The organism is Neobacillus solisequens, assembly GCF_051233465.1.
Taxonomy (GTDB): domain Bacteria; phylum Bacillota; class Bacilli; order Bacillales; family Cytobacillaceae; genus Neobacillus.
This window is the reverse complement of sequence record NZ_JBKFGJ010000003.1, coordinates 198,755-225,740: the sequence shown is the minus strand read 5'-3', so window position 1 is coordinate 225,740 and position 26,986 is coordinate 198,755. Positions and strand designations below refer to the sequence as shown.

The window sequence follows — 26,986 nt, the reverse complement described above, 5'->3', positions numbered from 1 at the left end:
AAAGGTGTATTATTTTTTATATTTAGCTTTATATTGTTCGAACTCTTTTTCTGAGCAATATATTAGGTGACCAGGGGCAATTTCTCGCATTGCTAATTGTTCGTTCTCCTGATAATGATGAATACTTGGATCGTACATGATTCGATGACGTTGTCTTTCAGTATCTGGATCTGGAAGCGGAATAGCTGACAATAAGGATTGTGTGTAAGGATGCATTGGATTCTTATACAAATCCTCGGATGAAGCTAATTCAACTAATTTACCGAAATACATAACACCAATACGGTCACTAATATATTTCACCATTGATAAATCGTGGGCAATAAACAAGTAAGTTAGCCCTTTTTCTCTTTGAAGCTTTTTCATTAAATTTACTACTTGCGCTTGAATTGATACGTCCAAGGCGGAAATAGGTTCGTCAGCAATGATAAATTCTGGCTCAACTGCCAATGCCCTAGCGATTCCGATTCTTTGCCTTTGACCACCCGAAAATTCGTGTGGGTACCGATTAGCATGCTCTTTGTTAAGACCTACCGTTTCCAATAAGTCATATACATGCTCCATCCGTTCCTTTTTACTCTTGGCTAAACCATGAATATCAATTCCCTCGGCAATAATATCCGCAACTGTCATCCGAGGATTCAAGGAAGCGTATGGATCTTGGAAAATCATCTGCATTTTTCGATTAAATTTCTTTAATTCTTTAGCAGATTTCTTTCCGTGAACATTTTCACCATTAAACAGGACTTCTCCATCAGTGGCATCATATAAACGAATAATCGTTCTTCCAGTTGTGGATTTTCCACAACCAGATTCACCAACAAGTCCAAGGGTTTCGCCTTTGTAAATATCGAATGATACATCGTCAACTGCCTTTACTTGGTTTGGACGACCTTCATTAAAATACTGCTTTAAATGTTTTATTTCAAGTAGTTTCTCAGCCATCTATTTTGCCCCCTTTACAAATACAGGTTTTTCAAAGGTTGAGGGCAGTTTTCGCAACCGTCTTTGTACCGCTTCAGGCGGATTAATTTTCGGTGCGTCTGGATGTAAAAGCCAAGATTTAACAAAATGAGTTTCTGAGATTTGGAACATTGGCGGTTCCTCTTCAAAATCAATCGCAAGAGCATATTGATTTCTTGCAGCAAACGCATCCCCTTTTGGTGGGTTTGTTAAGTCAGGTGGTGTCCCTGGTATCGCAGCTAATTCTGCTTTATCATCATTATCCAAGCTCGGCATGGAAGCAAGAAGTCCCCATGTATATGGATGACGCGGGTCATAGAAAATTTCATCTACCGTTCCCACCTCAACAATCTGACCGGCATACATAACTGCTACACGGTCAGCAACATTTGCCACAACCCCTAAATCATGGGTAATAAAAATAATGGATGTATCCATTTTCTGTTGCAAATCCTTCATAAGCTCAAGAATTTGCGCCTGAATCGTAACATCAAGTGCTGTTGTTGGTTCGTCAGCAATCAATAATCGCGGATTAGCAGCCAAGGCAATCGCAATCATCGCACGTTGTCTCATACCACCGGAAAATTCATGTGGATATTGATTAACACGTTTTTCTGGCATTGGAATACCAACAAGTTTAAGCAATTCAACAGCCCGGTCTTTCGCTTGCTGCTTAGGCATATTTTGGTGCTTAATTAAAACTTCCATAATTTGAATCCCGACTCTCATCGTTGGATTTAATGATGTCATCGGGTCTTGGAAAATCATACTAATATCTTTTCCGCGAATCTTTTCCATTTCCTTATCGGTTTTCGTAACTATATCATGACCATCAAATAAAATTTGACCAGACGTTATTTTACCTGGAGGCATCGGAATTAATTTCATAATAGTTTGAGTCAAAACGGATTTCCCTGATCCTGACTCACCAACGATCGCAAGAGTTTCCCCTTTTATAAGATCAAAACTTACATTGCGGACGGCTTTAACTTCTCCTCCATAAACCTGGAATGAGACCGATACGTCTTTTACTTCTAGTATTTTTTCCATATTCTCACCCCTTATTTCGCAATCTTGGGTCTAATGCATCCCGCAATCCATCACCGACAACGTTAAATGCAAAAATGGTTAACGCAATCAGTGCAGCTGGGAAGAATAAGCGCCATGGAAAATATTGAAGTGCTGGCAAACCGTCAGATGCCATCGTTCCCCAACTTGCCAACGGAGGCGTTAGACCAAGACCAAGGAAGCTTAAAAATGATTCTGTAAAAATAGCAGAAGGAATGGTAAGTGTCATTGTCACCAAAATGGATCCCATTGTATTTGGAATCAAATGGCGAAGCATGATTCTTTTAAGGCCCGCTCCTAGTGTCTTAGCAGCTAAAACATATTCCTGATTCTTTAGAGAAAGAACTTGTCCACGGACAATCCGCGACATATTGATCCACCCTGTAATGGTCATAGCTAAAATCATTGTTCCCAAATCTTGTCCCAATACAACCATCAATAAGATAACAAGAAGTAAGTATGGTACCCCGTATAAAATATCAGCAACCCTCATCATAAATTCATCTACACGGCCACCTTTATAACCTGCCAAACCGCCCCAGAATACACCAATTGTGAAATCGACAATGGCTGCAGCTATACCTATAAATAAGGATATACGTGCACCTTGCCATGTACGAGCAAACATATCACGGCCAAGATCATCCGTTCCAAACCAGTGATCTCCACCTGGTGGCTTGTTTGTGTTCATCAAATTATTGGTTGCATAATCATACTTAGTCATATATGGGCCAAAGATTGCCATGAAAATAAGGATAATTAATAATACAACTCCAAACATGGCAAGCTTGTTCTTTCGAAATCGAATAACAACATCTTTCCAAAACGAAAGACTCGGTTTTGAAATTTTCTCAGCATCGGATGCTTTCGCACCAACAACTTGAAATTTTTCTTTTGATATTTGCTGCATTATTTATTCTCCTTTCTTCCCGCCAGCCAATTTAATGCGTGGATCGATAAGTCCGTACGCAATGTCGACAAGGAGAATCGAAAATAGTAGGATTATACTGTAAAAGACTGTAACTCCCATAATTACCGTATAGTCACGGTTTGCAATACTTAAAACGAAATGTGAACCTAAACCGGGAATACCAAATATCTTTTCAATTACGAAACTACCTGTAATGATCCCGGCAGATAAAGGACCCATATAGGAAACAACCGGCATTAAAGCATTACGTAACGTATGCTTTATAATCATTGCACCTCTGCTTAATCCTTTTGCTTTCGCGGTTTTGATATAGTCATTGCTTAATACTTCAAGCATACTTGAACGAGTTAATCTAGCGATAAAAGCCATTGGTGTAGACCCAAGTGCCAAAGCAGGCAAGACGGTGTAACTAAAAGACTCCCAACGTGCAACTGGAAATAAGCCTAATTTAATCGCAAGGAAATATTGTAAAATGGTTGCCATAATAAATGAAGGAACCGAAATTCCCAATACAGCAATAATCATCGCCGTGTAGTCCTGCCACTTATTATGCTTCAATGCCGCGATCACACCCAATAAAATACCCACTGCAACCGCAAGAATGATTGCTTCAACCCCTAAAGCTAAAGACACAGGGAATCCATCATTAATCAGTTCATTAACTGTGCGTGCTTTATATTTGAATGATGGACCAAAATCCCACTGAACTATTTTAACTAAGTAATCACCGTACTGAACATACCAAGGTTGATCAAGACCATAGTGAGCATTGAGACTCGCTTGGATTTCAGGAGGTAACTGCTTTTCTCCGGTAAATGGATTACCCGGTGCAATTCTCATTAAGAAAAACGTTGCTGTAATAATTAAATATAACGAGAGTAAAATGTACAGCAAACGTTTGCTAATGTACTTAACCAATAGACACACCTCCAATATTTAACAAAATGCCATAAGCGAAAACGAAGGTATATGGATTTCACTCCATATACCTTGTTCTCATTAGTTTAATTGTGGATTATTATTGAAAATAAGCCCACTTTAATTGAATATCGCCAAGTCCAGAAATTACTACACCTTTTAAATTCTTGGATTGAACCCAAACATCAGAGTAGAAGTAGATTGGAGCAACTGGCATATCATTGATAAAGATTTTTTCTGCATCTTTAAGCATTTGCGCACGTTTCTTCGCATCCGCTTCTTTTTGAGAGTCAATTAACAACTGTTTGAATTTAGGATTTTCCCAGTTCGTATCATTGTTTCCGCCTTTTTTGTCACGGAACAATTCAAGGAAGTTGATAGGATCGTTAAAGTCACCCAACCAACCCATACGGCCAACTTGGTAATCTCCACTGTGAAGTTTATCAATGTAAACTTTCCACTCTTGGTTATCAAGTTTTACGTTAATACCAAGCTCTTTTTTCCACATATCTTGAATTGCTTGAGCAATTTTTTGGTGAGCTTCAAGAGTATTGTAGGAAAGAGTGATTTCTGGAAGATCAGATGCTGATTTTAAACCAAGATCTTTTAATCCAGCTTCTAAGTATTGTTTTGCCTTTTTAACATCATTATCCTTAAAGTAACCTTTTTCGTTCTCTTTAAACATGGATGGAGGAACAGCTGCCATTGCTGGAATTTGTCCGCCTTGAGTAATGTTTTCAACGATTGCTTTACGGTTAATAGCGTAAGCAAGTGCTTTACGGATATTTACATTGTTCAAAGGTGGTTTTTCAGTATTGAATTTATACCAGTAAGTACCAGCGATTGCTTGAACTTTAAGAGAGCCATCGCTCTTTAACTGTGGAAGAACGTCAGTTGGAAGTTCGCCAAGTGGTGCACCAGCCCAATCAAGTTCTCCGTTTTTGAACATAGAAAGCTCAGTGTTTGAATCGTTAACCATGTTGAATTCAACTTTTTTAAGTTTTACATTTTTAGCATCCCAGTAGTTATCGTTCTTTTCAAGAACAATTTTATTGCTGTGTGACCATTCAGTCATCTTGAATGGGCCGTTAGAAGTATACTTGTCACCAGCGTTGGTATGCCAGTTCGGATCTTCCTTAGCAATTTTGCTGTTTACTGGATAGTAAGTATAGAAAGCAGTTAATTCTAAGAAATATGGAGTTGGGTTCTCTAGTGTTACTTCTAAAGTTTTATCGTCTACCACTTTTACACCAAGTGTGTCAGCAGCAGCTTTTCCTTCGTTAATTGCTTGTGCACCTTTAATATAATAAAGTTGATAAGCATATTGTGATTCGTTTTTAGGATCAAGTGCCCATTTCCAAGCATAAGCGAAGTCTTCAGCAGTTACAGGATCACCATTTGTCCATTTAGCATCACGTAGTTTAAACGTATAAGTAGTCAAGTCATCAGAAGTTTTGATTTCTTTTGCAATCGCAGGTTCTGGCTTGCCGCTTTTACCAATACGAGTTAAACCATCAAAAGTTTGACGCAAAATACTACCTGAAGTAGAGTCATTTGCTAAGCCCGGATGTAACGAGAACGGTTCTGTTCTAATATTAGCCCGGAAAACTTGTGCAACATCCTTTTTACCGGATGTACCATTTTTGTCTTTGTCCTCAGATGTATCTTTGCCGCCGCTACAAGCTGCAAGAAACATGCTTAGTACTAGTGATAATACTAAAAGCAGTGAAAGTTTTGATTTTTTCACTAGTAGACCTCCCTTTTCTATTATTCTGAAAAATTACTACATTCTCTATTATACATATTTTCGGGATAATGTACATACTTTTTAGAATTTAATTTACAGTTTAGATACAATTTTTGCGATTGAGTTACATTTACTCATGTTATAATAAATTTTTGTACGGTTTTTTCTAAAAAAGTATGTTAAATTTCCTAACAAATCAATGTTTTTACGCTTTAAAGTATCCATTACCTCTTTATAAATCAGCTAAAAATGGCAGCGGTTACATAGATTTGACTATGTTGTAATAATGATATTTTTTTTATAATCATGCAAATTTATGCTATTTCGATATAATTTTTTATTTATTTTATATTATATTAATTAGGGGGATTACTTTTTTAATAAAAAATTTTTTCTATTGCTTTCCATCAACTTGAAATTATATTTTCTATTCTTTATAATATCTATAATTAAATAGTTATTTAAAGCGATGATAAAGAGTAGTACGTATTTTAAATCGTCTAAGAGAATTTGTGGCTGGTGAGAACAAATACGATCAAATACGGAATGGACTTTTGAGTGCTTTCTGAACTATAAGTAGGAATTGACGTTTTCCTTGCGTTAAAAGGAATTCAAGATGAATGATTATCATCTTGAAAATGAAGTGACTCTTTTTAGAGTAATTAGGGTGGTACCGCGAGCCATTCGTCCCTATTTTTGGGGATGAATGGCTTTTTTTTATTTATTTTTAGGGCAATTGTTAAGGAGTATTATTGATTTTCATCATCGTTGATTGGAGCGGAAGGCACGAAGACTCCTGTGGGAGTACGGAACAAGAGGGACCCCCGAAGGCGCCAAAGCGGCGAGGAGGCTCACCTGACCGCCCACGAACCGCACGTGCCTATAGCGCAAATCAACCTCCTTTTAACAGAGCCGATATATTTAGGAGGAAAATCATGAAAAAGACGATTTTTTCAGGGATTCAGCCAAGTGGGACTATTACACTTGGGAACTATATAGGAGCTTTGAAGCAATTTGTGGAATTGCAAAATGAATATAATTGCTTCTTTTGTATAGTTGACCAGCATGCCATCACGGTTCCTCAGGATCCGTTGACCCTGCGCAAAAATATCCGAAGTTTAGCTGCCTTGTACTTGGCAGTTGGGTTAGATCCTGAAAAAGCTACATTATTTATTCAATCCGAAGTTCCAGCACATGCTCAGGCCGGATGGATCATGCAATGCATTTCTTATATTGGCGAATTAGAGCGTATGACACAATTTAAAGACAAATCTGCCGGAAAAGAAGCGGTTTCTGCTAGTTTACTTACCTATCCCCCTTTAATGGCAGCCGATATTTTATTGTATAACACTGACCTCGTACCAGTTGGAGAAGATCAAAAGCAGCATATGGAATTAACTCGTGATTTAGCGGAACGTTTTAATAAGAAATACAATGATATTTTAACGATTCCTGAGATTCGGTTACCTGAAGTTGGGGCCCGAATTATGTCACTGCAGGAACCAACTAAAAAAATGAGTAAATCTGATCCTAATCCAAAAGCATTTATTACTCCTTTGGATGATCCAAAGCAAATTGAGAAAAAGATTAAAAGTGCTGTTACCGATTCTGATGGAATCGTTAAATATGATAGGGAGGCAAAACCAGGCATTTCTAATTTATTAGCTATCTATTCTATTCTTGGTGAAAAATCCATTTCTGAGTTAGAAGAAATGTATCAAGGAAAAGGTTATGGTCAATTTAAAGGTGATCTAGCTGATGTGGTAGTAAATTTCTTTAAGCCGATTCAGGAAAGATATTATCAATTAATTGAGTCAAGTGAATTGGACGATATTTTAGACCAAGGGGCAGAACGAGCCAATCAGGTTGCAAATAAAACCCTAAAAAAAATGGAAAAAGCCATGGGACTTGGCAGAAAAAGAAAATAAGAAATAAAAAAAGCCTGAGCCACAAAAGGTATGAGATCATACCCTTTGGGTCAGGCTTTTAGTTTACTTTAGGACCATGCTCCATTTCCCAAAGCTTTTCAAAAAACGGCTGTCCTTTTATTAAATTTTCACAAAAGTTTTCATGCTTCTTTGACCAGCCAAATTTAATTTCCTCAAAAAGTTGTTCCCACGCATCAGCAAAATTCATTTCCTGGATTATTGAATACCGCTCTGGGCACCATTCAGTAAACCAGTAACGAACTTCCGCTTCATTATTAGATGAAAACAGCTGATCAAGGGCCATAAACAATAATTGCTTGATTTGGCGTTCTTTTCTGGTAAGTCCTCTCATTAATATAGGTTCTGGTGAAAGAATATGAAAATCTTTTTGCTTTGTCTGTGGATAAAATTGATATTCCTTTGCCTCCTGATTACTGATCATTTCGTAGGCAAGCTGCTCTTGTCTTGGAATAAGCCGGCTTTTTCGGATTGGGATATTATAGCCAATTGTATCGATAGCTAAAATTCCGGATCCATCTGTAACCACAAAGCAGTAATCTAACTGGATTCTTTCATGATTTTTTCTTAAATATGCTTTTTGATAGATATCATCTAGAAGTTGTTGTGGTAATTCTGATAAATCATTTTCAATGTAATGAAATAATACGGGCTCCACCTTTAACAATGGTACCTGATCTAACAGCTCTACTGCATCGTCCTTTCGCCATTCATGAAAATGACAGACATTATAACCGTTTTCTTCCCCTTCAAACCAATTTACCCAAACATCATGAAGATATAACATTGCACAACCCCTCACTTCAATGAAACTGTTTGTCAATCAGTATGGGCAGTCATTAGTTAAATTATTCCTCAAGATATATTTTGCTCCAATTACTTTGTAAGATTATTTAAGTGCATTATAAAAATCAATCGATAAATTCAAAGGGATGATCCTAAAACGGACCATCCCTTTGAATATTGCTTATTCTTCTTCCGCAGTTTTATTTGTAACTCCCACTTTTGCCCAGATATATGGATCTGCCGAGTAGTTAGCTTTTAACTCAGTTACCCGGTTATTAACAGCTGAAATCGTAGAGCGGAACAATGTTGGAATGACAGGAAGTTCATCATTCATATAATCTTGCCATTCATCATAAACCTTTTTACGGTAATCATGATCAAATGCTTTTTCAGAATGACCATCTTTTAATAATTGATCATTTTTCTCGCTGACATAGCGTGAATAGTTAAATGGTACATCACTGCCATACAATCCATAAGGATCCACGTCAGTACCAGTACTCCATGCGGCTAAGAAAATATCCACTTTTGGATCGTCTTCCTCAACCATTTTATAGAAGGAGTTAAACTCTGCCAAGCGGCCGTCAACAAGCTGAACATCAAGACCAACATTTTTCCAGCTTTGCATATAGAATTTAGCAAGAGGTTCAGCGATGTCACCACCGCTCATAGATAAGAAATTGATTTTAAATTTCTTTCCTTTTGGATCTTCACGAAGTCCATCCTTATCCACATCTTTATAGCCGGCTTTATCTAGTAATTTCTTGGCTTTTTCCGGATCATAGCCAATTGATTTAGCATCAGGATTGTACCAGCTTGGGAATGAAGGCGGAATTAATGATGTAGCTGGGAAACGCAACCCGTTATAGAGCTTTTCTCCAACAGATTTCTCATCAAGTGCGTATGCCATCGCTTGCCGTACACGCTTATCTTTAAACTTCGGATTATCCATCACATTTACGCCTTTGTCTGCATCCCAATGTCCTAGTTTAAAGCCAAGATAGTTGTATGCTAAGTCAACTTGACCAATGAATTGGAAATTTTTCGATCCCTTTGCAGCCGAATATTGATCTACAGGATACTCAGCTACATCTACTTCACCTTTTTTGAGTGCTTGGAGAATCACTTTCGGGTTCACTACTTTAGCCACAATGGTTTTCAGTTTTGGTTTTCCACCAAAATAGTTGTCATTGCGTTCAAATTCTACAGATTCACCTGGTACCATCTTTTTAATTTTGTATGGACCAAATCCGATTGGTTCTTTGTGAATTTTATCAGATGTTGCTAAATCCTTAATTGGAACGTCACCTAAGTAATGTTTAGGCATTGCATATGGCCATAAGCCGGTCAGTAAAGACGGGTTGGCATTATCAAATGTAATGGAAAGAGACTTATCATTAATGATTTTAATACCGGAAATGTTTTGGGCTTTTCCTTCATGGTATTCTTTCATCCCAATGATGCTCTGTATAATGGCATCCCCATAACGGACTCCGGTGTAGTCCTTATTACCGATTACCAAGAATGAATATTCATAGTCTTGTGCCGTAACAGGCTTGCCATCTGACCAGTTTACATTGTCTTTAATAGTAACAGTAATTGTTTTCTTGTCTTCTGACATTTTGTAGGTGGCTGCGCCATCATTTGTAAATTCGTAGTCATCATTGGTTGAGAATAACGGAACATCAAAAAATTGAAGCACTTCGGCATCTGGTTGACCTTCATAATATGCATAGTTTAATGTACCCTCAAATGGAGTATCATACACGAGTGCATAATTTAACGAACCATCTGCAACTTCCTTTTTATTATTCTTCACCTGCAATGGGAACTTACTAATATCTTCTTTAGGCTTATCAGACGATGCTGACTTCTTACCGTCCCCTCCTGTTGAACCGGAACATGCTGATAACAGCATCGCCAAGACAACGAGGAGAGTAAAAACCGTAAAACCATGCTTCTTCTTCATCCTTTTCTTCCCCCTTTTTATCCTAGTCTTTGTCTTGCATCAGCTGCACGTTTAAACGCTTGACCGATGTAATTTATACACAACATCATGACTAAAATGAGCAATGATGCAGGTAACCAAATCCACCATTTATTAGCAAGTACATCAGGATTGGATGCATAGCTAACAAGGGTCCCTAAACTTGGCGTACTTTCCGGCAGACCGAATCCCAAAAAGGTTAGTCCCGATTCGATCCCAATATTTCCTGCCAGGTTTAGGGTTAAATTTACAATAATAATAGAACTTAAATTAGGCAAAACCTCACGAATAATAATTTTCCAATCTGGTGTCCCCAAGGTTTTTGAGGCACTTACATAATCTAATTCTCTTTCCGCAAGGGTTTTGGAACGAATTAATCTTGCCTTACCTGTCCATAAAAACATACTCAAAATTAAAATAAAGGTAAACACATTGTATTTTGGAGCAATCGTTACAAAGACGATAATCAACATTAATGTTGGCAGGATTAGAAAGAAATCAATAATCCGCATTAAGATATTATCAACCTTGCTACCAAAATAGCCTGCACATAGGCCGACTGTTAGTCCAATTATTCCTGTTAATATAGTTATGCATAATCCGATGGTAAATGAATTTTTAGCACCTATTATTAACTGTCCCAAAATATCTCTACCGCCATAATCAGTTCCCAGCCAATGTTCTGCTGAAGGAGGCGAATAAATTGATAACAAATCGACTGTAACGATCTTTTCCTGGTCCAGTAAAAGGGATGCCGAATATACAATAATCAGGATAAGTCCCAAAAGAATAAGTGATCCTAACGCTAGTTTATCTTTCACAATCTCAGTCCAAAGAATGGACCATATGCTATGCTTTTTCTGATTTCCAACACTTTGTTGTTTGGGGCTTGCTATTTCTGATTTCATTTTTGTCCCTCCCGTCTTTAATCGATTCTGATTCGTGGGTCAACAGCACTTAAAATGATATCGGACAAAAGCGTACCAACTAGAGTTGCCAATCCAGATAACATTACTAATGCTGTTACAACACTGAAATCACGTTGCGCGATGGAGGTGACAAATAGTTGTCCAATACCCGGATATCCATAAATTGATTCTAAAAATACGGAACCTCCGATTATGGAGACAATGTCATAACCGAGAAAAGCTGCAATCGGTAATAATGAATTTCTAAATATGTGCCGTGTATATACCTTTGATTCACTAACACCTTTTGCTCTTGCTGTTTTTACAAAATCTTTAATTTTAGTATCGATTATTTCGTTACGCAAATATTGAACCGTAACAGTTGTACTTACGATGGCACCTGAAAATGCTGGCAAAATGAGGTGATTTACTTTACTTAAATAATAGGCAAATGTTCCATTTTCAACTTGAATATCTACACTCCCACTTGTAGGAAACCACCCTAGAATAAAGCCAAATACAAATAATACCAGTAATGCAAAAATAAATAACGGGGTGGCATAAGTTAAATAATTATAGCCAACGATCATCTTATCAGCCCAGGTATCTGTCCACCTTCCCCCAATGATTCCAAGTGGTATAGCAATCACATAACTAAGGATCAGGATGGCGAGTCCCAATAGAGCTGTATTCACCATTTTACCTGCAATTAAATGAGTAACTGGCGTTTGATGGATGATGGACAGGCCTAGATCACCGTGCAGAAGGCCTTTTATCCATCTGCCATACTGTATGTATACGGGGTCAAACATACCTAATTTTTCCTTTAATTCATAAAGTGTTTTTGTATCCATTTTTGGATTGCTTGCCAATCTGCCTGTTAGGGCATCCCCAGGCATGGCCTTGGCCAAAAGAAAAATTAAAACACTTAAAATTAGTAATTGAGGGATCATAACTAAAAGTCTGCGTAAAATAAATTTCAACATTTTTTCTTCCTCCCTCTATGGCAGTGCAACTGAATGGGTGTTAGAGATTGGTTTTAACTCATACACTTTTCCCTCAGTATCAAAATATTTTTGGTAGGATTCTTTATACTCTGTATTAATTTCAGAGCGCAATTTCTTTTGCCACTCTCTGTTCTCAGGATTAATATCAGGTATGGCTGAAATGAGTCTCTTTGTATATATATGCTGTGGATTATTGTATATATCTCCACTTGTCCCCTCTTCAACGAATTGTCCGCGATACATAATTCCGATACGATCACACATATGACGAATAATCCCCAAATCATGACTAATAAATAAGTAGGTTAAATTAAACTCCTTTTGAATATCCCGCATAAAATTCAAAACCTGTGCTTGTACAGATACATCAAGGGCAGAAACTGGTTCATCTGCAATAATTAACTTTGGATTTAGTGTAAGCGCGCGAGCAATTCCGATCCGTTGCCGCTGCCCTCCGGAAAATTCATGTGGATATTTACTGATTGAATCAGGGCTAAGGCCTACCTTTTCCAAATAGAATTGGACTTTTTGTTTTTCCTCGGCAGGTGATAATTTTTCATAGTTTCGGAGCGGTTCCGCAATAATATCAATCACGCGTTTTCTTGGATTTAACGATGAATAAGGATCTTGGAAAATCATTTGAATATCTTTACGATAGCTATGAAATTCACTTCGTCTTAATTTTGTCAAATCCTTACCTTCAAATAAAATTTCTCCTGATGTTGCCTTATTTAGACCAATAATCGTTCTTCCTGTTGTTGTCTTCCCGCATCCTGACTCGCCTACCAATCCATATGTCTCACCTTGTTTTAGTTCAAAACTGACACCGTCAACCGCCTTTACATGGGCAACGACTCTTTTGAAAAAACCACCTCGGATTGGATAATAGATTTTGAGATTATTTACCTTTAGAAATTCCATCGTTCATGCCCCCAACGTTTAATTCAGGAAAGTAAAAATTCTTATAGCAGGTGCACCTTACAAAGTGATTTGGCCTTACTTCACGTAAAATGGGGTGTTCCTCATGTTCATGCTCATCGATCCATGTTATTCGATTTTTAAATCGGCATCCGCTTCTTGGTAACTTTTGTAGAGAAGGGACAATCCCTTGAATAACATGCAAGCGGTCTTTATTGGAAGTGGCGGATGGAATAGAATTAAATAACGAGCGGGTATACGGGTGTAAAGGATCCTTAAACAACGTTTTAACATCCGCAAATTCTACAATTTCTCCCGCATACATGACCGCAACTCGGTCTGCCATTTCGGCCACTACTCCAAGATCATGGGTGATTAATATAATGCCTGTTTTCATTTGCTTTTGAAGTTCCTTAAGCAGGTCCATAATTTGAGCTTGTATCGTTACATCAAGTGCAGTAGTTGGTTCATCAGCTATGACCAACAATGGGTCGCACGCTATGGCAATCGCAATGACCACCCTCTGCCTCATCCCTCCAGATAGTTCATGTGGATATTGTTTATAGGTTCTTTCAGGATTAGGGATACCTACTTTTTTTAATAAATTAATAGACTTTGCTCTTTTTTCATTATTAGAAAGATTGGTATGAAACGTTAAGCTTTCCTCAATTTGCTTTCCGCAAGTCATCAATGGGTTAAGTGCTGTCAAAGGATCCTGAAAGATCATGCCAATTTCTTTTCCACGAATTTTATTCATTTCAGCGGTTGACAAAGAAAGTAAATCTTTCCCTTTAAAATGAACACTACCTTCTAATCTTGTTCTTTCCTGCGGATGCAACCCCATGATGGATAGGGCTAAGGCACTTTTACCACATCCCGATTCACCAACAATGGCAACTACCTCATTCTCATTAACAGTCAACGTCACATCATCAACTGCAGCAAAAAACTCATTTTGGATTCTAAATGAAGTTCGCAGATTTTGTATTTGTAATAGCGATTTACTATTCAAAATAAATCCCCCTATTAAAAATTCCTTTTATTAAATAATTTTTCTCATCTCTTAGGATAACTTTTAATCAATTAACTAAAAATTAACTATATTTACATAAAATTCTATGACTGAATTGTTATAATTGCAATACTTTTTTGACAAATAATTAATAGTGAGGTTTTTTTCAAATAAAAAAAGCCTGATACAATCGGCTTTCTCGAAACATTTATTTTTTTAAATTTAGATAATTGGTTGCCGGTGTGGAAAATGATAGTTTTGTAGAATAATGGTTCTTTTTATAGTATTTTTCAACAATGTTATATCCGGCAGCATAACCGAGTAAAGGAGGGACTCTTCCACCACCATATAATAAGGCATCATGATCTCTTTCATTTTTTTTAATACCTAATTGTTCTTCCAAAAATCTTTCCCAGAAAAGATTGATTTCCCGCTCCGAATACATATGGCACCAGTTGGCCAAATACTCTTCTCCACAAGTAGATAGAACTGCATACTCTGCAAGACCCTCGATTATTATGGAATCCAGTAATGTATATTCCCCCAACTTCTTATTGATTCCTGTTAAACGGCAAACATGATGGTATTCATGGACAAAAAGTGCTTCAATTTCTTTCTGATCTTCATAATCAGACAGGAACAGGAACATTTTATCCGGAAAGGATACCCCTGATTTATTGCGGTCATCCTGTCTAAACAAAAAACCTCCTGAAGATTGTAGTGGAAATAGAAAAATCGGAATGTCCGGTCCAGACCATTTAGATTTATATTTCTGCAATAAACGCCCTACTTGTTCCCACGCTTTATAATCTACCATTCTCTGGTAATTCCTTTTTGTGGACCAGGATGGTCGGTACATACCGAAGTTCATTAGCTGATTATAAATGTTTTTTGCACTTTGTCCTTTAAAATTGGGAAGAAGTCGTTCGCAAATTTTTACAGGACGATCAAAGTCAAGTTTTAGCCATTCGTCTGTTCGGATAATCCCCATTCTTGCACCCCGTTCTTTGTTACTATTGATTATTTTATGAAGTTACGGAAGCGATGTTACCGAAAGAGGGTATAAAAAAATAGACCAGAAAGGTCTATTTTTTTAAAAATTATTGGTATTTCTTAAAAAGAATAGTGGCATTATGACCGCCAAATCCTAATGAATTGCTCATTACTACATTTATTTCTTTTTGTCTTGCTTCATTTGGCACATAGTCCAAATCACATTCCGGATCTGGTGTTTCGTAATTCATAGTTGGAGGCAGGATACTGTCTCGAATAGCTAGAACGGAGAATATAGCCTCGACACCCCCGGCAGCTCCTAATAAATGACCTGTCATTGATTTAGTCGAGCTCATTGCCAATTTATAAGCATGCTCACCAAAGACTTCCTTTACCGCTAGTGTTTCAAACTTATCATTATATTCTGTGCTGGTACCGTGGGCATTGACATAATCAATATCTTCCGGTTTTAAGCCCGCATCATGAATCGCCATTTTCATTGCCCTTGCCCCACCTTCACCGCCTGGGGCTGGAGCTGTAATATGGTAGGCATCACCAGTTGCTCCATATCCAACAATTTCAGCATAGATTTTTGCACCACGCGCAAGTGCGTGTTCTAATTCTTCTAATACCACAATCCCAGCACCTTCACCAATGACAAATCCATCACGATTTTTATCAAACGGTCTGCTTGCTGTTTTCGGATCTGGATTGGTTGAAAGAGCTGTATTGGCACAAAATCCTGCGACTGCCATTTTTGTAATAGGAGCTTCTGTTCCTCCGGTTACCATTGCATCGGCATCACCGCGTTGAATGACCTTAAAAGCATCTCCAATAGAGTTTGTACCTGTGGCACATGCTGTAACAGTACATGAATTAAATCCTCTTGCACCGAGCGTAATGGAGACCTGACCTGTTGCCATATCCGGAATCATCATTGGAACAAAGAATGGGCTAACGCGGCGATAACCACGTTTTAGGAATACCTCATATTGCTGCTCAAATGTTTCCATTCCGCCAATTCCGGAACCGATCCATACTCCGACACGATGAGAATTTTCTTCGTTAATAGTAAGATTCGCATCCTTTACAGCCATTAAGGCGCCTGCAACGGCATATTGGGTAAAACGATCCATTTTTCTTGCATCTTTTTTATCAATAAATAATTCAGGATTAAAATCTTTTACTTCAGCAGCAACTTTTGCTGAATATTCATCTGCATTCAATCTAGTAAGAGGGCCAACTCCGGATTTTCCTTCCAAGATCCCTTTCCAAGTTGTATCGACATCGTTACCAAGTGGAGTCACCGCTCCAAGGCCTGTAACAACTACTCTCCGCTTTTCCATTTTTACATCTCCTTTATATACCTTTTCCTATAACCTCATAACAAGTATTTCAAAATTTCTTTAATTAAGGATTATTTTCCCCAACGAATAGCGATGGCTCCCCAGGTTAACCCTCCGCCAAATCCCACCATTACAATTAGATCATCATCTTTAATTTTTCCTGCTTCCAATTCTTCTACAATCGAAATGGGAATCGACGCTGCTGAAGTATTACCGTATTTATTTACGGTTTTTGACATTTTTTCTTCTGGCAGCTCTAATCTCTGTCTGGAGGCCTCCATTATGCGGATATTCGCCTGGTGAGGAATCAGAAAATCAACATCTTCCTTTTTTAAACCAGCTTTTTCGAGGACGTTTATACAGCTTTCCCCCATTTGTCTAACCGCAAACTTAAATACTTCACGACCATTCATAATGATATATTCGTCCTGGTAAAGATGTTTACCGCCAGTACCATCTGCACCCAGCTCAAAAGAAAGGATTCCTCTATCTCCAGACACCGGGCCTATGACTACTGCTCCCGCACCATCTCCAAATAATACAGCTGTATTACGATCGTTCCAATCAGTAATTTTTGAAAGCTTTTCAACTCCCACAACTAGGACGTTTTTATAAACTTGAGACTCAATAAATTGTTTTGCCGTTACAATTCCATACATAAAACCCGCACATGCGGCACTAATATCCATTGCAGCAGCTTTTTTTGCACCCAAACGTTCCTGGATTCGGCAAGCAACCGATGGGAATGGCGAATCTGGAGTTATAGTGGCCACTAGGATTAAGTCAATCTCTTCAGAAGTAACACCAGCATCTTCCATAGCCTTTTGGGCAGCGAAAAATGCCATATCAGATGTATCCACATCATCTGCAGCTATTCTTCGTTCCTCAATGCCAGTTCTAGTACGGATCCATTCATCAGATGTATCCACCATTTTTTCCAAATCTAAATTCGTGAGCACTTTTTCTGGTAAATACCTTCCAATCCCAACAATACCAGCTCTCATCGTAACATCTCCTTTAAATTCATCCAAGCAATTCAATTTTATATCAATTATTATGACTTGGTACTAATTTTATCAAACATAACCTTATTTAAGCAATAGGTTTATTCTGTTATCTACTCCGCTAATGAACATACCCTTTTTTAGAATGGCTCATATTCTAAAAATAATAGATTTTTTTCGAAAGGAGGATGGACTTAATGGATCATAATGAGTGGGAAGAACTGAATGACATCGAAAATGTAATCGATCAGGAGAAGCTTGAATCTAACAAGGCTTCACAAGACACTTGGAGCCAAGACCCATTCACGGCACTCATGTTCGGCTCACCGACTACCATTCGTCAAACTGGAACTTACTCTCCCAATCAACAACAGGAAACTATTAAAGACAGTCATAATTATATTGATTTAGATGAACTTATGGTGCATATTGATACCCTATATTCTTCTTATCAAGAATTAAAGCCTATATTTCAAAAAATTTATCCTTTTATTGAACAATTTTTGAAAAAAAAATAGCTGCCCTTATGGCAGCTGTTTCATTTACTACTATGTATATCTATTTTGGTAGTTCTCCAGTTTCTTTATAATTATTAATTGCTTTATTCATTTTTTGGATAAACGCTTTACTTACTAACGGGCTGTATTTCCCTAATGAAATGACATCATCTTGAAAGTCATATGAAAGGTTACCGGATTTCAATTTTCCGTCATTAAACTGGTCAGCCACTTTTTCATATAATTTGTCAACCTGTTGAATCGTACTCGTAAGTACCGTCGATTCACCCAAATCGGACTGATCAGATACAAAACCGATAACATATAGTCCGCGTTCTTTCACATTCTCAATAACTGGAACATTGAATCCGTCACCAGCAGGATAAATGACATCAACACCTTGATCCATCATTTGGTTAACTAACTGGACAGCCTTTTGGTCATCATCCCAATTTCCGACGTATTCAATATTCACTTTACTATTTTTATTTTCAGCCATTGCTCCTTGATAAAAACCTTCGATTTCAGGTTGCCATTCATAAGCACCCAGAACGCCGACCTTTTTTGTTTTTGACATATGAGCTGCAACCATCCCCCCAAAAAAACCCATTGCATGAGCTTTAAAGCTTAGGCTGGTGGTATTGCTATTCTTGGCATCTCCATTAAAACTGACGAAGCGGATGTTCGGATATTCTTTTGAAATATTATTGAAGTATTCCGCATACTCTGAACCGTGCCCAAAAATGAGATTAACACCCTTTTGGTCAAATTCTTTTACGGCACGCTCTACCACTGATTGAGAGTTCATCCCTTCCTTATAATAGACATCAACTTTTAATTTTGATTGTATCTTTAACAGGCCCTTAAAGCCCTTTGTACCCCATACCTGGTCATTAATCGTTTCAGGGACCAGTAATCCTACTTTTTGCAGTTTACCTGGCGATTTTGTTCCCTCGCATGCTGCAAGTAAAAATAGGCATAAAAGTATAATGGAGAAACGTTTTAGCATCTAATGCAACTCCTTCGTGCGGCAGCAGCTATTTCGATAACACGTTTCTTGTGTTTTTAGACAGCATACCAATGACAGTTCAACATTCCATTTTTCACTTATATTCTAACCTTTAGATAAAAAAATGAAAAGTTTAATTACCACCTTTTTCTGTTTCACTATTGATCATGCTTGATTGATCCAGCCATCTTTCGTGTTCTATTTGAATTGAGAGAGATTCTGAGATCGATGAAAGCCTTTTTACAGAAACAGTGGTGAAATCGCCATTCACCTTTATGTTCCTCAAACTCTTTTGATGGTTGAACGATTCACCTGCTTGTAAAAACCGTGCACATTCTTCCCAATAATGTTCCTTGCCGCTTTCCAATAGAAAATTCCCAGAGTTCCCGTTTTCAATCAGTTCCATCAAAGTCTCCACAGCGTCATCCACAAAAATAATATCTTTCGTCCACTCTCTTGTTGACTTCATCTTATTCATACTTTTACCAAATTTGGAGCGAATCACTTGCTGAAATAAAAATGTGGAAGGCTGCCAGGTTCCATATAATGAAGGTAAATGAAATAGTTGAGCATTCGTGCTAGGATTTCTGAAACTTTCTATTAGATGGCCATTTACACCAATTTCTTGCATTTGCATAGGCATTGGCAAAAATAGGACCAAATTTAACTGTTCTTGATGTTCGATATACTCCATAATAGGTTTTAATATTTTATTATCAGCTAAAAGGGCTTCCCGATGAAGCATGTAAAAATCATAATAGGAAATCATGAGGGTTATCTTTGTTGTTTTATCAGAGGCATGACCAAGTTTAAATATTGACTGTTCATGGAAATTAGCATTTCTGCCAACTTCCATTCTTTTTTCATCCAAAAAAGGGATCTTATCCATTTCATTTAACAAGATCCCTGTCACTTCAATTCCTTTATTTAATAAAGTGTTACAAACATGAAAGCCCAAAAAATGATATGCACCTATCACAATGGCCTTGTCCATACACGCTTCCTCCCCAACCATAATCTTTACTGAATCCTATGCGATTGAATAAAGAATTATATCTTTGGAGAGGTTCCGATTATAGAATGGTTTCATACTGTCTGTAGAATTTTTTGCAGATGGATCCAAGCTGTTGTTTTTTTTCCGAGACAATAAAAGTGGGGGATATGTTTGAGTTTTGCAAGAAATACTTATATTGCTTTGATTGATTATACGATTTTGCACCTGAAAGGATATGAATGATTTTAACGGGGATTTCAGTGTCAAGCTGTTCCGTATCATCCAAAGCTGAAATGGTGTTTTCAAGAGATTGCTGTTCCAGCTTATAGGCAGCGGTTAATTCTCTCATTAATTTTTTATAAAAAAATTTATGCTCTTTTTCCTGTTCCAAGTGAAATTTTAATGAAAGAATAGGGTTTATTAGAATAACCGATCGAATTTGTTCTTTCATTTTTTCCATTAATTTAACAGCCACTAAACTCCCCATACCCTCTGCCAATATATGAATTTTATGATTAATAATTTCATGTCTAATAACATATTGGTATAATCTCTGAGCCAGTTCGACAGCGTTCTCGCTCCCCCAATTTCGCCCATAAAGATTTGAGGAAAAAATGGTGTATCCCTGTTCTTTTAACTTATCAACGATCGCCAGCTTTCCCTCATTTTGAGTCCAAAAACACTTATTTTCTTCCACGAAATGCCTTTCATCGCCGATTATTAAGACCCCGAATCCAGTTGGCTTTTCAGGGTAATAGACAATATTCCACTCAGTATCAATTTGAAAACTGCGGCTCTCCATAGGCAAATCTCCTTTTACATATTTCCTCAGAATATTGTATGTTTCTTCACACAGGATGAAAGGGGCTTTGCCTATTTTTAATCATATTAAATTCATGAGAATGGGTCAGTTTTACATTTAAATATTTATTATTTTTAACTAATATGATAATATTAAAAAGGATTAAAATAGGCAGGTGAAAATGAATGCGTTATTTTTGGACATTTTTTTGGACTTTTCTATTATCGGAAATGCTTACATACGTAGTTAGTTCTATGAGTGGGGTTGAATTTAATTACCAATTAGGAGCAGTTATAGCGGTTGTCATTACTGTTCTGATTTTTGTTCTATCTGCGGTAATTCCAAATGAGCCTGTAGAGAAACATTAATTATTAAGGTATTGGTTTTGAAAGGTCTTCCAACAAAATTGGAAGACCTTTTTTTTCGCCTTATATTTAACTCTCCAATTGGTGAGTTTTCTATTATTATATTACAGTATATGAATGGTTACTTCATGATTTTGCATTGTAATTTCGACAGTGGAGCCATCATGGATGTTACCTGCAATAATTTCTCTGGCCAACTTGGTTTCAATGGTCCTCTGAATGTAACGCTTAAGAGGTCTTGCTCCATAATTCGGATCAAACCCGTTAATGGCGATAAATTCCTTAGCATCCTCACCAATTCTGAAATGGATTTGTTGTTCCTTTAATCTCTTTTCCAATTCATGAAGCATCTTTACAACAATTTCTTTAATCTCTTGTAAAGATAATGGTTTAAAAATAATGGTTTCATCAATTCGATTAAGAAACTCTGGTCTGAAATGGCTTCTTAATTGACTCATTACCCGGTCTCTTGCAAGATTAGAAATTTCTACTTCATTTTCGGTTCCTTCTAATAAATACTGAGAGCCAATATTTGAGGTCATAATCACTACAGTATTTTTAAAGTCAACTATGCGACCCTGTGAATCCGTAATTCTCCCATCATCGAGTACTTGTAACAGTATATTAAATACTTCAGGATGTGCCTTCTCAATTTCATCCATTAAAATGACGGAGTACGGTCTTCTTCGGACAGCTTCAGTCAACTGACCGCCTTCCTCATAGCCAACATAGCCCGGAGGTGCCCCAATCAATCGTGATACTGAATGCTTTTCCATATATTCGGACATATCGATCCTGATTATATGTTCTTCGCTGTCAAATAGAGACTCTGCTAAAGCCTTTGCCAATTCCGTTTTCCCTACCCCTGTTGGACCTAAAAATAAGAATGAGCCAATTGGCCGGTTAGGGTCCTTGATGCCTGCCCTGGCACGAAGAACAGCATCTGTTACTAAGTTCACTGCTTCATTTTGCCCGATTACACGTTGATGAAGAATGGATTCAAGCCTTAATAATTTTTCTCTTTCTCCCTCTACTAATTTTGTCAGCGGGATCCCAGTCCAACGAGAAACAATATTGGAAATTTCATCACCTGTTACTTCTTCGCGAAGCAGGCGATCCTCTTTATCAGTTTTACTCTCAAGGTCTTTTAGTTCTTTCTCTGCAGCTGGAATAAGTCCATGACGAAGCTCAGCAGCCCGGTTTAAATCATATTTATCTTCCGCCTGTTGTAAATCACGACGGAGTTTTTCGATTTGTTCCCGTTTTTCCTGTAATGATTGAATGGATTGTTTTTCTTCCAACCATTTTGCTTTCATCGAATTCGCCTGATCTTTTAAATTGGCTAATTCCTTTAATAAGGATTCCAGTCTCGCTTTACTAGCTTCATCTTGTTCCTTTCGTAAAGCGGCCTCCTCAATTTCTAGCTGCATCACTCTTCGTGTAACTTCATCCAATTCCGTTGGCATTGAATCAATTTCGGTACGAATCATGGCACATGCTTCATCAACCAAATCAATCGCTTTATCGGGGAGAAAACGGTCCGTTATATATCGATCTGATAAAGTCGCAGCTGCCACTAAAGCATGGTCATGAATTTTTACGCCATGATGGACTTCAAATCGTTCCTTTAAGCCTCTTAGAATCGAAATTGTGTCCTCTACTGTAGGCTCTTGAACAAGTACTTGTTGAAACCTCCGCTCCAAAGCAGGATCCTTTTCAATATATTTTCGATGTTCATCTAAAGTAGTTGCTCCGATACAATGGAGCTCCCCTCTTGCCAGCATTGGCTTTAACATGTTCCCGGCATCCATTGCACCTTCTGTTCTTCCTGCCCCAACTATGGTGTGAATCTCATCTATAAATAAGAGGATCTGCCCTTCACTTTTTTTGATTTCGTTAAGAACAGCTTTTAACCTTTCCTCAAATTCCCCTCTAAATTTAGCTCCGGCAATCAATGAGCTCATATCTAAAGCAAAGATGGTTTTATCTTTTAACCCTTCAGGTACATCTTTTCTAACAATCCGCTGTGCCAATCCTTCTACAATGGCGGTTTTCCCTACCCCAGGCTCACCAATTAGGACCGGATTATTTTTGGTTTTGCGCGAGAGAATTCGAATGACATTGCGTATTTCTGCATCACGCCCTATTACGGGATCTATTTTTCCAGACTTAACCTCTGCAACCAAATCCCGGCCATACTTTTTAAGAGCCTCATAGCCTGATTCAGGATTTTGTGATGTCACCCTTTGATTCCCCCTAATTTCTTTTATAGCTTTTAAAAGATCGTCTGGTTTTTTACCAAAGGTTTGAATCATATTTCTCATGACTGACTCATTAGCATTAACTGCTGCTAAAAGAACGTGCTCAACTGAAATATACTCATCAGCAAAGGACTTGGCAACTTCCTCAGCCTCCACTAATAATTTTTGCAATTTCCCAGTAATATAAAGTTTCCCTTGTTCTACACCTGCCCCGGAAACTTGCGGTTTTTTGAGAAGAGCCTCTGTCAGCATTTTTACAACTTGTTTTCCCGGGATCCCCGCCCGTTCTAAAATAGACGCAATAAGACTATCCTCTTGATCCATTAAAGAGAGAAATAAATGAGCCTCATCTATTTCTTGATGATTATGTTTAATGGCAATAGACTGGGCATTCATTATTCCATTTTGGAGCTTTTCCGTCATCCGATTTAGATCCATTAGATCATCACTCCCATATTATTTGACCTTTTTTGACCTTTGTTTTTATTATAAAACATGTATTTCGAATTGTAAAATTTATAAAAGCCATCCTGATATTGGATGGCTTAGTTGAATATTTATGGTTTACGCTGATAGGTCCACACACGATCATCATTAGAGGTTTCAGGAAATCTGTCTCCCGCTTTCAGTTTTAATTTTTTAGGGTTATTGACGTTGCTTCCTGTATCTCCAACTTCAATATATATACCGTTATTAGGAGCCTTTTGCCCCGACCTAAACTGGCGATTTTGACCCATATTCTTCCCTCCTTAGCTTTACACCTTTATTATTACCTTTTACAGTAACCCCATTATAGGAATTTATTTGTATTTTTCTATTCGACATATTTCCCGAGAAATAGGTATAATAAATTATGAAGATTATATGAACTTATAACACATTTATTGCGATTTAAACCTAGTAAACAATATAATTATAGTAATATCCTGTAAATTCAGTTGTAACTGGTATTACCTTTAAAGGTGGTTTTATGATGTATTCAGTAAAAGAAATACCAGCAACTTTAACACATATTTTTGAATCAGCTCAATATGTCCGGAAGATGGAAAAAGGGGACTTTTTATTTCAAGAAGGTATGCAGGCAAACGAAATGTACGTTATAAAAAGCGGCATCCTACAACTCAGTAAAATTATCCCCGATGGTAGAGAGCTTACCTTAAGAATGTGCACTAAAGGTGATTTTGTTGGTGAATTGAATTTATTTTCCCCTGCATCGAAATATTTATTAAGTGCCCGCGTCATAGGTAGTGGTGAAGTGGCAGTCATCATGAAAGAAGATTTAGAAGAGAAACTATCTATGGACTTACCTACAGCATTTGAATTCATCAAGTGGATGAGCCAGCAATACAGAAAAACACAAACAAAGTTTCGCGATCTTGTCCTGCATGGAAAAAAAGGAGCCCTGTACTCCACGCTAATTAGGATCAGTAATAGTTATGGTGTTAAAACAAACAAAGGCATTTTAATTGAATTGCCCTTAACCAATCAAGAATTGGCGAATTTTTGTGGAACCTCCCGTGAAGTCGTGAACCGATTATTGAGCGAGCTAAGGAAAGAAGAGATTATTTCCATTGATAAAGGATCGATTACGATTCATGATATCGATTACTTAAGAACAGAAATTGATTGTGAAGATTGTCCTGTTGAAATCTGCAGGGTTGATTAAATGTAAACAAAAAAATCGGTGGCCTCACCGATTTTTTTGTTTACGAATATTTTCAGAAATGCTTGTTTGCAAAAAATCAATCGTCCAATTTATAACAGCTTCGTCATGTATGGAAAATAGTGGTGTTACGCTGATATCAGTTTTATAAATCTCTGTATCTTCCCAGCAGATAACCGCTTTAATATTTGTTAACTGTAATAAGGGTAAATCATGATTATTTCTTATCATTACCAATTTGGGATAATCCTTTTGTTTATGTCCTTCAATCAAAATCACATCTGGTTGGAAGAAACTTAACAATGCAATCTGGTGGTCCAATTCATTTAGATTATTTTCACATTGAAGGATGAGCCGTCCATCCCCTTCAACAAGGGTTGCAATAGCTCCTGCAACGATATGTTTTTCTGAATCCTTTTCTGCCAGCAAATCAGGTTTTCCACCATGTCCATGGTGTTTGATTGTAGCAGATTTGATCCCTTGTTCTTTTAGTTTTTGGATTATTTTGGAGATAAAAGTTGTCTTTCCACTGTTCTGAAAACCGACAATTTGAATAATAACCGGATTTACCAAGGCCACTCACTGCCTGTTTGGTCCTCCAACAATAATACTTCTACCTCGTCTCCTTGTGAGAATCCTCTTGTCCCTCCTGGAAGAATGGTTAATGAATTCGCTCCAGCTAAACTCATAATGATATTCGATTTATCTACACCGCTTGGAGTCACCTTTAATCTACTATCCTCAATATGAAGGGAACTACGGACAAATCTGGTGAATGGATTTGCTTTAGAAAAATCTGCATCTAAAATGGCCTTTTCCCTGCGTAAGTGTGGTTTTCCCGAGAAAAGCATTCCTCGAATAATTGGGCGAACAAATAATTCAAAGCCTACATAGCATGCCGATGGATTACCTGAAAGACCAAATAGGATTTTTCCTTTAAAATGGGCAACTGTAGTTACACTTCCAGGCCGCATCGCAACTTTATTAAACAGCACCTCTGCTTCTAATTTCTCATAAATTTCTGGCAGGTAATCATAATCCCCCACTGATACACCACCGGTTGTGATTAAAAGATCCACTTTGTTTAAAGCATTTTTAACCGCTTCAAAGCATGTATCAAATTCATCTGGCAGCTTTCCAAAATAATGGACAACTCCACCTGCTCTTTCAATTTGGGCAGCAATCATATGAGAATTGCTGTTGCGGATTTTCCCCGGAACTAGCGCTTCATTCACTTCCAGAAGCTCTGTTCCAGTAGCAAACAGTCCTACAAGCGGCTTTTTAGCTACTGGAACCAATGAATACCCGAATGTCGCAAGCATCGCCTGGATACCAGGGTTAATTAACGTACCCTTTTTAACCAATACTTCTCCCCTCTTCGCATCCTCACCTGCAAAAGATACATTATCACCCTTTTTAAAAGGGCGCTTAATTGACATAAAGGGAGTTCCTGACTTTTCATATGCTTGCGCCAATTCAAACATTACTACAGCATCAGTTCCTTCCGGCATCATAGCCCCCGTCATAATTCTGACTGCTTGGTGTTGTGTAACCGTTTTGTCGGAAACCATCCCTGCACCGATATGATCAATAACTTCAAATTCAATTGGATTAGTAGCAGAAGCTTCGATTGAATCTATGGCCCTAATAGCAAATCCATCATACGGTGCTCGATCAAAATGGGGTACATCACAAGTGGCAATTAAATCCTCCGATAAAAAACGACCAAAGCTGTCATCTATGGAGACATACTCCGTTAACCCATGTAATCGATGGTCCATTATTTTTTTTACTGCTTCCCCTATCGGAATAGATTGTCTTCTTTCAAACAAATTCATCGGCTCCTATCTTCAAAACTCAT

Annotated in this window: 25 protein-coding genes and 1 other annotated feature; of the genes, 4 read left to right on the top strand and 21 right to left on the bottom strand. The window is 37.6% G+C overall.

Translation table 11 applies throughout. The features are described 5' to 3' along the window. Window positions 1-9: 9 nt before the first annotated feature. From ACI3K6_RS05300 to ACI3K6_RS05280, 5 genes are all read right to left on the bottom strand, one after another. Entirely contained in the window at window positions 10-945 is a 936-nt protein-coding gene (locus ACI3K6_RS05300; protein WP_435554018.1) for an ABC transporter ATP-binding protein, read from the bottom strand. Beyond that, window positions 946-2,013 carry an ABC transporter ATP-binding protein gene (locus ACI3K6_RS05295; RefSeq protein WP_435554017.1) on the bottom strand — a complete coding sequence of 356 codons (1,068 nt, stop codon included), beginning with the start codon at window positions 2,011-2,013 and terminating at the stop codon, window positions 946-948. It lies immediately after the preceding gene. 4 nt (window positions 2,014-2,017) lie between these two features. Continuing rightward, a complete protein-coding gene (locus ACI3K6_RS05290; protein ID WP_335475598.1) occupies window positions 2,018-2,941 on the bottom strand; it encodes an ABC transporter permease in 924 nt (307 codons plus the stop codon). 3 nt (window positions 2,942-2,944) lie between these two features. Then, window positions 2,945-3,880, bottom strand: coding sequence for an ABC transporter permease (locus tag ACI3K6_RS05285; RefSeq protein ID WP_435554016.1), 936 nt, complete (start codon window positions 3,878-3,880; stop codon window positions 2,945-2,947). 100 nt (window positions 3,881-3,980) lie between these two features. Continuing rightward, complete coding sequence (locus ACI3K6_RS05280) at window positions 3,981-5,576, bottom strand: peptide ABC transporter substrate-binding protein (protein ID WP_435554085.1); 1,596 nt, start codon at window positions 5,574-5,576, stop codon at window positions 3,981-3,983. A gap of 511 nt (window positions 5,577-6,087) precedes the next feature. Further along, window positions 6,088-6,322: a binding site (T-box leader), on the top strand. A 240-nt stretch (window positions 6,323-6,562) separates the two neighbouring features. On the opposite strand from ACI3K6_RS05280, the gene trpS reads away from it, so the two are divergent. Further along, window positions 6,563-7,555 (top strand): tryptophan--tRNA ligase, encoded by a 993-nt coding sequence (gene trpS / locus ACI3K6_RS05275; RefSeq protein WP_335482094.1) that lies wholly within the window; start codon window positions 6,563-6,565, stop codon window positions 7,553-7,555. 58 nt (window positions 7,556-7,613) lie between these two features. Here trpS and ACI3K6_RS05270 read toward each other — a convergent pair whose 3' ends face one another. The 9 genes from ACI3K6_RS05270 to ACI3K6_RS05230 all read right to left on the bottom strand — a co-directional run bounded on the left by ACI3K6_RS05270 (window position 7,614) and on the right by ACI3K6_RS05230 (window position 17,534). Further along, a complete protein-coding gene (locus ACI3K6_RS05270) occupies window positions 7,614-8,360 on the bottom strand; it encodes a YjbA family protein (RefSeq protein ID WP_335482096.1) in 747 nt (248 codons plus the stop codon). A 180-nt stretch (window positions 8,361-8,540) separates the two neighbouring features. After that, entirely contained in the window at window positions 8,541-10,328 is a 1,788-nt protein-coding gene (gene opp4A / locus ACI3K6_RS05265; RefSeq protein ID WP_435554015.1) for an oligopeptide ABC transporter substrate-binding protein, read from the bottom strand. Window positions 10,329-10,345: 17 nt separating this feature from the next. Beyond that, window positions 10,346-11,254, bottom strand: coding sequence for an ABC transporter permease (locus tag ACI3K6_RS05260; protein ID WP_335482100.1), 909 nt, complete (start codon window positions 11,252-11,254; stop codon window positions 10,346-10,348). A gap of 17 nt (window positions 11,255-11,271) precedes the next feature. Further along, window positions 11,272-12,240 carry an oligopeptide ABC transporter permease gene (gene opp4B, locus ACI3K6_RS05255; RefSeq protein ID WP_335482101.1) on the bottom strand — a complete coding sequence of 323 codons (969 nt, stop codon included), beginning with the start codon at window positions 12,238-12,240 and terminating at the stop codon, window positions 11,272-11,274. Window positions 12,241-12,255: 15 nt separating this feature from the next. After that, on the bottom strand, window positions 12,256-13,182 hold the full coding sequence (locus tag ACI3K6_RS05250) for an ABC transporter ATP-binding protein (protein ID WP_435554014.1): 927 nt from the start codon (window positions 13,180-13,182) through the stop codon (window positions 12,256-12,258). Then, window positions 13,160-14,191, bottom strand: coding sequence for an ABC transporter ATP-binding protein (locus ACI3K6_RS05245; RefSeq protein WP_335482106.1), 1,032 nt, complete (start codon window positions 14,189-14,191; stop codon window positions 13,160-13,162). Before ACI3K6_RS05245 ends, ACI3K6_RS05250 begins: the two co-directional genes overlap by 23 nt. 208 nt (window positions 14,192-14,399) lie before the next feature. Further along, window positions 14,400-15,182, bottom strand: coding sequence for a DUF2268 domain-containing putative Zn-dependent protease (locus ACI3K6_RS05240; RefSeq protein ID WP_435554013.1), 783 nt, complete (start codon window positions 15,180-15,182; stop codon window positions 14,400-14,402). A 109-nt stretch (window positions 15,183-15,291) separates the two neighbouring features. Beyond that, a complete protein-coding gene (fabF, locus tag ACI3K6_RS05235; RefSeq protein ID WP_435554012.1) occupies window positions 15,292-16,530 on the bottom strand; it encodes a beta-ketoacyl-ACP synthase II in 1,239 nt (412 codons plus the stop codon). A 71-nt stretch (window positions 16,531-16,601) separates the two neighbouring features. Beyond that, a complete protein-coding gene (locus tag ACI3K6_RS05230) occupies window positions 16,602-17,534 on the bottom strand; it encodes a beta-ketoacyl-ACP synthase III (RefSeq protein WP_335482112.1) in 933 nt (310 codons plus the stop codon). 197 nt (window positions 17,535-17,731) lie between these two features. Between ACI3K6_RS05230 and ACI3K6_RS05225 the strand changes: the two genes are divergently transcribed. After that, the gene (locus tag ACI3K6_RS05225) at window positions 17,732-18,052 is read left to right on the top strand and encodes a hypothetical protein (RefSeq protein WP_435554011.1); all 321 of its coding nucleotides are present in this window, start codon (window positions 17,732-17,734) and stop codon (window positions 18,050-18,052) included. Window positions 18,053-18,092: 40 nt separating this feature from the next. Here the strand turns inward: ACI3K6_RS05225 and ACI3K6_RS05220 are convergent, their stop codons facing one another. From ACI3K6_RS05220 to ACI3K6_RS05210, 3 genes are all read right to left on the bottom strand, one after another. Then, window positions 18,093-19,040 carry a BMP family ABC transporter substrate-binding protein gene (locus tag ACI3K6_RS05220; protein ID WP_335482116.1) on the bottom strand — a complete coding sequence of 316 codons (948 nt, stop codon included), beginning with the start codon at window positions 19,038-19,040 and terminating at the stop codon, window positions 18,093-18,095. Between the two features lie 133 nt (window positions 19,041-19,173). Further along, a complete protein-coding gene (locus ACI3K6_RS05215; protein ID WP_435554010.1) occupies window positions 19,174-20,034 on the bottom strand; it encodes a hypothetical protein in 861 nt (286 codons plus the stop codon). A gap of 79 nt (window positions 20,035-20,113) precedes the next feature. Continuing rightward, window positions 20,114-20,836, bottom strand: coding sequence for an alpha/beta fold hydrolase (locus tag ACI3K6_RS05210; protein WP_435554009.1), 723 nt, complete (start codon window positions 20,834-20,836; stop codon window positions 20,114-20,116). Window positions 20,837-21,021: 185 nt separating this feature from the next. Between ACI3K6_RS05210 and ACI3K6_RS05205 the strand changes: the two genes are divergently transcribed. Next, window positions 21,022-21,204, top strand: coding sequence for a YjzD family protein (locus ACI3K6_RS05205; protein WP_335482122.1), 183 nt, complete (start codon window positions 21,022-21,024; stop codon window positions 21,202-21,204). Between the two features lie 101 nt (window positions 21,205-21,305). On the opposite strand, the gene clpB is transcribed toward ACI3K6_RS05205, so the two are convergent. Then, on the bottom strand, window positions 21,306-23,900 hold the full coding sequence (gene clpB, locus ACI3K6_RS05200; RefSeq protein ID WP_435554008.1) for an ATP-dependent chaperone ClpB: 2,595 nt from the start codon (window positions 23,898-23,900) through the stop codon (window positions 21,306-21,308). A gap of 119 nt (window positions 23,901-24,019) precedes the next feature. Then, on the bottom strand, window positions 24,020-24,199 hold the full coding sequence (locus ACI3K6_RS05195; RefSeq protein ID WP_335482126.1) for a YjzC family protein: 180 nt from the start codon (window positions 24,197-24,199) through the stop codon (window positions 24,020-24,022). A 236-nt stretch (window positions 24,200-24,435) separates the two neighbouring features. On the opposite strand from ACI3K6_RS05195, the gene ACI3K6_RS05190 reads away from it, so the two are divergent. Continuing rightward, window positions 24,436-25,128 carry a Crp/Fnr family transcriptional regulator gene (locus ACI3K6_RS05190; protein ID WP_335482128.1) on the top strand — a complete coding sequence of 231 codons (693 nt, stop codon included), beginning with the start codon at window positions 24,436-24,438 and terminating at the stop codon, window positions 25,126-25,128. Between the two features lie 24 nt (window positions 25,129-25,152). Here the strand turns inward: ACI3K6_RS05190 and mobB are convergent, their stop codons facing one another. Both mobB and ACI3K6_RS05180 read right to left on the bottom strand, forming a co-directional pair. Beyond that, complete coding sequence (gene mobB, locus ACI3K6_RS05185; RefSeq protein ID WP_435554007.1) at window positions 25,153-25,704, bottom strand: molybdopterin-guanine dinucleotide biosynthesis protein B; 552 nt, start codon at window positions 25,702-25,704, stop codon at window positions 25,153-25,155. Then, a complete protein-coding gene (locus tag ACI3K6_RS05180) occupies window positions 25,692-26,963 on the bottom strand; it encodes a molybdopterin molybdotransferase MoeA (RefSeq protein WP_435554006.1) in 1,272 nt (423 codons plus the stop codon). The genes mobB and ACI3K6_RS05180 overlap by 13 nt, the downstream gene beginning before the upstream one ends. Window positions 26,964-26,986: the final 23 nt, after the last annotated feature.

What these genes read in the sequence shown, in the direction of transcription:
- ACI3K6_RS05195 (WP_335482126.1), bottom strand. Translation starts at nt 24,199, where the DNA reads ATGGGTCAAAATCGCCAGTTTAGGTCGGGGCAAAAGGCTCCTAATAAC.
- ACI3K6_RS05270 (WP_335482096.1), bottom strand. Translation starts at nt 8,360, where the DNA reads ATGTTATATCTTCATGATGTTTGGGTAAATTGGTTTGAAGGGGAAGAA.
- ACI3K6_RS05205 (WP_335482122.1), top strand. Translation starts at nt 21,022, where the DNA reads ATGCGTTATTTTTGGACATTTTTTTGGACTTTTCTATTATCGGAAATG.
- opp4B (WP_335482101.1), bottom strand. Translation starts at nt 12,240, where the DNA reads ATGTTGAAATTTATTTTACGCAGACTTTTAGTTATGATCCCTCAATTA.
- ACI3K6_RS05190 (WP_335482128.1), top strand. Translation starts at nt 24,436, where the DNA reads ATGTATTCAGTAAAAGAAATACCAGCAACTTTAACACATATTTTTGAA.
- fabF (WP_435554012.1), bottom strand. Translation starts at nt 16,530, where the DNA reads ATGGAAAAGCGGAGAGTAGTTGTTACAGGCCTTGGAGCGGTGACTCCA.
- opp4A (WP_435554015.1), bottom strand. Translation starts at nt 10,328, where the DNA reads ATGAAGAAGAAGCATGGTTTTACGGTTTTTACTCTCCTCGTTGTCTTG.
- ACI3K6_RS05240 (WP_435554013.1), bottom strand. Translation starts at nt 15,182, where the DNA reads ATGGGGATTATCCGAACAGACGAATGGCTAAAACTTGACTTTGATCGT.
- trpS (WP_335482094.1), top strand. Translation starts at nt 6,563, where the DNA reads ATGAAAAAGACGATTTTTTCAGGGATTCAGCCAAGTGGGACTATTACA.
- ACI3K6_RS05290 (WP_335475598.1), bottom strand. Translation starts at nt 2,941, where the DNA reads ATGCAGCAAATATCAAAAGAAAAATTTCAAGTTGTTGGTGCGAAAGCA.
- ACI3K6_RS05215 (WP_435554010.1), bottom strand. Translation starts at nt 20,034, where the DNA reads ATGGACAAGGCCATTGTGATAGGTGCATATCATTTTTTGGGCTTTCAT.
- clpB (WP_435554008.1), bottom strand. Translation starts at nt 23,900, where the DNA reads ATGGATCTAAATCGGATGACGGAAAAGCTCCAAAATGGAATAATGAAT.
- ACI3K6_RS05225 (WP_435554011.1), top strand. Translation starts at nt 17,732, where the DNA reads ATGGATCATAATGAGTGGGAAGAACTGAATGACATCGAAAATGTAATC.
- ACI3K6_RS05210 (WP_435554009.1), bottom strand. Translation starts at nt 20,836, where the DNA reads ATGGAGAGCCGCAGTTTTCAAATTGATACTGAGTGGAATATTGTCTAT.
- ACI3K6_RS05230 (WP_335482112.1), bottom strand. Translation starts at nt 17,534, where the DNA reads ATGAGAGCTGGTATTGTTGGGATTGGAAGGTATTTACCAGAAAAAGTG.
- ACI3K6_RS05280 (WP_435554085.1), bottom strand. Translation starts at nt 5,576, where the DNA reads ATGTTTCTTGCAGCTTGTAGCGGCGGCAAAGATACATCTGAGGACAAA.
- ACI3K6_RS05260 (WP_335482100.1), bottom strand. Translation starts at nt 11,254, where the DNA reads ATGAAATCAGAAATAGCAAGCCCCAAACAACAAAGTGTTGGAAATCAG.
- ACI3K6_RS05295 (WP_435554017.1), bottom strand. Translation starts at nt 2,013, where the DNA reads ATGGAAAAAATACTAGAAGTAAAAGACGTATCGGTCTCATTCCAGGTT.
- ACI3K6_RS05180 (WP_435554006.1), bottom strand. Translation starts at nt 26,963, where the DNA reads ATGAATTTGTTTGAAAGAAGACAATCTATTCCGATAGGGGAAGCAGTA.
- ACI3K6_RS05250 (WP_435554014.1), bottom strand. Translation starts at nt 13,182, where the DNA reads ATGGAATTTCTAAAGGTAAATAATCTCAAAATCTATTATCCAATCCGA.
- ACI3K6_RS05300 (WP_435554018.1), bottom strand. Translation starts at nt 945, where the DNA reads ATGGCTGAGAAACTACTTGAAATAAAACATTTAAAGCAGTATTTTAAT.
- ACI3K6_RS05220 (WP_335482116.1), bottom strand. Translation starts at nt 19,040, where the DNA reads ATGCTAAAACGTTTCTCCATTATACTTTTATGCCTATTTTTACTTGCA.